The following is a 919-nucleotide window of genomic DNA, read 5'->3' as shown; positions in this document are numbered from 1 at the left end:
AGGAAGGAAATGATGATTTCCGAGCCCAAACAATGCACCGTATGCGGGCCCGATAAATCTGCCTTGGCCTTGATCTCGGCCCCGTCGATGACCTTATGCAACCGCGGCGCACGCGGGTCAGTGGCTGTATCAACGATGTGAAGGTTGTTGGAGCGTACGCCTGGCAGGATCAGGTATTTGCGGGACATCGAGCCGTCGTCGTGACAGGACGAACAGGCGTTCCACCCCATGTGGTGAAGCTCGTCCCCAATACCCGGCATTTCCAGCCTATGGATTACCTGAGAATAGGTCGGGCTGTCCGGGTCAACATCCACTGTAGCCAGGTAATCAGGCTTCTGGATGCCGGTGCCTGTGTAGATGGCGATCGTGTATAGTAGCTTTTCTCGGGGGGCTTTGATGGCTTCTTGCGGACTCTTGAAGCCCGGTCCACAGCATTGTCCATCCATCGTTTGCTCCTCCCTTGATTCCCTAAATTGTATCGTATATCGAAAACTTAATTATCATAATGTGAGAAAAATGCATCTCGAACGATTAGCGCTGGTTTTGGAAATCGTGGGTCAAAAAGGACGTGCGTCCGTAGCGGATATCTATGCTCAGTCCGATATACCTAAACCGACGGCCTACAGGCTGGTTCAAGACCTTGTTTCGTCCGGCCTCCTTGAATCACCAGCCCGCGGAGAGTTCGCGATTGGGAATAGGCTAAAGCGTATCACGTTGAGCGATCACTCTGATCCCGCTCTTTTGCAAGTGATTGCGCCTGTCCTATCTGGCGCCGCGAATGACTATGGCGCTGCGTTTTTCTTGTCTCGGCTACGGGGCCATTGGGTCGAGATTATTCATGTGGAGACACCGCAGACGGGCGTGTCTTTTCTTCATCCAGGTATGGGCAAACGACCAACGCACGCGTGCTCTTGCGCCA

General features: G+C 53.4%; 2 protein-coding genes. One reads left to right on the top strand and one right to left on the bottom strand.

Annotation, left to right across the window (positions count from 1 at the left end):
• The coding region (locus ACR0CG_RS23995) for a selenium-binding protein SBP56-related protein (protein WP_480528018.1) at positions 1–446 on the bottom strand (446 nt) is incomplete at its 3' end.
• A 70-nt stretch (positions 447–516) separates the two neighbouring features.
• Here ACR0CG_RS23995 and ACR0CG_RS23990 point away from each other — a divergent pair.
• A partial coding sequence (locus tag ACR0CG_RS23990) for a helix-turn-helix domain-containing protein (protein ID WP_480528016.1) occupies positions 517–919 on the top strand: 403 nt, incomplete at its 3' end.

The sequence above is a fragment of the Ruegeria sp. AB8 genome, assembly GCF_056542605.1.
The sequence above is the reverse complement of the archived record's forward strand: the minus strand, read 5'-3'. Positions and strand labels throughout refer to the sequence as shown.